A 1,256-nucleotide genomic window follows, 5' to 3' on the forward strand; every position below is an offset into this window, starting at 1 on the left:
CGAACTTGCTGGCCGAGTTCGGCAGCTCGATCTTACTGAGCTTGCCGTCCTTGCCGCGCAGGTACAGCTCGTCGTTGTAGAACGCCAGCGCGCGGCTGACGAAGTCGCGCTCGAAGCCCGGGGTCGGGTCGTGGAAGGCGCTGACCGACAGGTCGGTGTCCTTGCCTTCGTACACCGGCTTGGCCTGCGCCATCGGCGTGCCGCGCGTCCACAGGCGCACGGTGCGGGCGTAACCGGAGGTGGTCATCGAGCCCTTGCCGAAATCGGTGGCGACGTAGACGTGGTCCTTGTCGATCCAGCTCAGGCTGCCCTTGGCTTCGGGACGGAAGAAGCCGTCCTTGATCCAGGCCTTGGTGGTGAGGTCGAACTCGCGGGTGACGTCGGCGTCGGAGCCGCCGCGCGAGAGCGCGATCAGGCAGCGCTGGTACTCGGGCTTGAGGCATTCGGCGCCGTGCCAGACCCACTGCTCGTTCTCTTCGCGGTTCAGCGCGTCCAGATCGATCACCGTTTCCCAGGCAGGCTTGGCCTTGCGGTATTCCTCGAGCGTGGTGCGGCGCCACAGGCCGCGCTGGTGCTGCGCGTCCTTCCAGAAGTTGTAGTAGTAGCCGCCGATCTTCTCGACGCCGGGGATCTTGGCGTCGGAGTCGAGCACGGCGCGGATGCTGGTTTCGAGCTGCTTGAACTGCGGCGTGGCGGCCAGTTCGGCCTCGGTCTTGGCGTTGCGCTGCTTCACCCAATCCAGCGCGCGCTTGCCGTCGACGTCTTCCAGCCAGGCATAGGGGTCATCGGTCACTTTGTTCTCCTGAGCGGACGCCACGCCAGCGCTGGCGGCGGCGGCCAGGCCGGCCGCGAACAACAGGGACTGACAGGTCTGGGACATCTTCGGCATGGCGGTTCCGGGACATAGGAAGGCCGTCACGCTAACACAGGGCGGCGGGGCGGCCGCCCTGTCCTTGGTCATGTAGGGAGTTGCCGGGTCTGGCGCGTTGGCGGCCGTCCGACGGGGGGCGCGAAAGCGCTGCGGGGCGCGGGTATCGGCGCTGGGCGAAGGCTTCGCCGGGCGCGTCGGCGCGAGCAGGAACGGAGCCGGGAACGGTGGGCGGGAATCGGAAACCGCCGGGGCCGATGCCGGCGGCATCGGCTGGTGAAATCGACGCCGCGACTATCGGCCGCACGGCACGCGCCCGGCCTGCGGGCATCGCAAGGCGCCGGCATACCACTGACGGCGGTGGCGCCAGCACCGGAATCGGAGCCGG

The 1,256-nt window shown here is 68.6% G+C and carries 1 pseudogene; it reads right to left on the reverse strand.

The features are described 5' to 3' along the window. Nucleotides 1-889: pseudogene (locus AB0D94_RS37840) on the reverse strand (hypothetical protein); the annotation flags it as partial. Between the last annotated feature and the right edge of the window lie 367 nt (nucleotides 890-1,256).

It is taken from the genome of Streptomyces sp. NPDC048255, from assembly GCF_040652415.1.
In the GTDB taxonomy this organism is placed as follows: Bacteria; Actinomycetota; Actinomycetes; order Streptomycetales; family Streptomycetaceae; genus Streptomyces.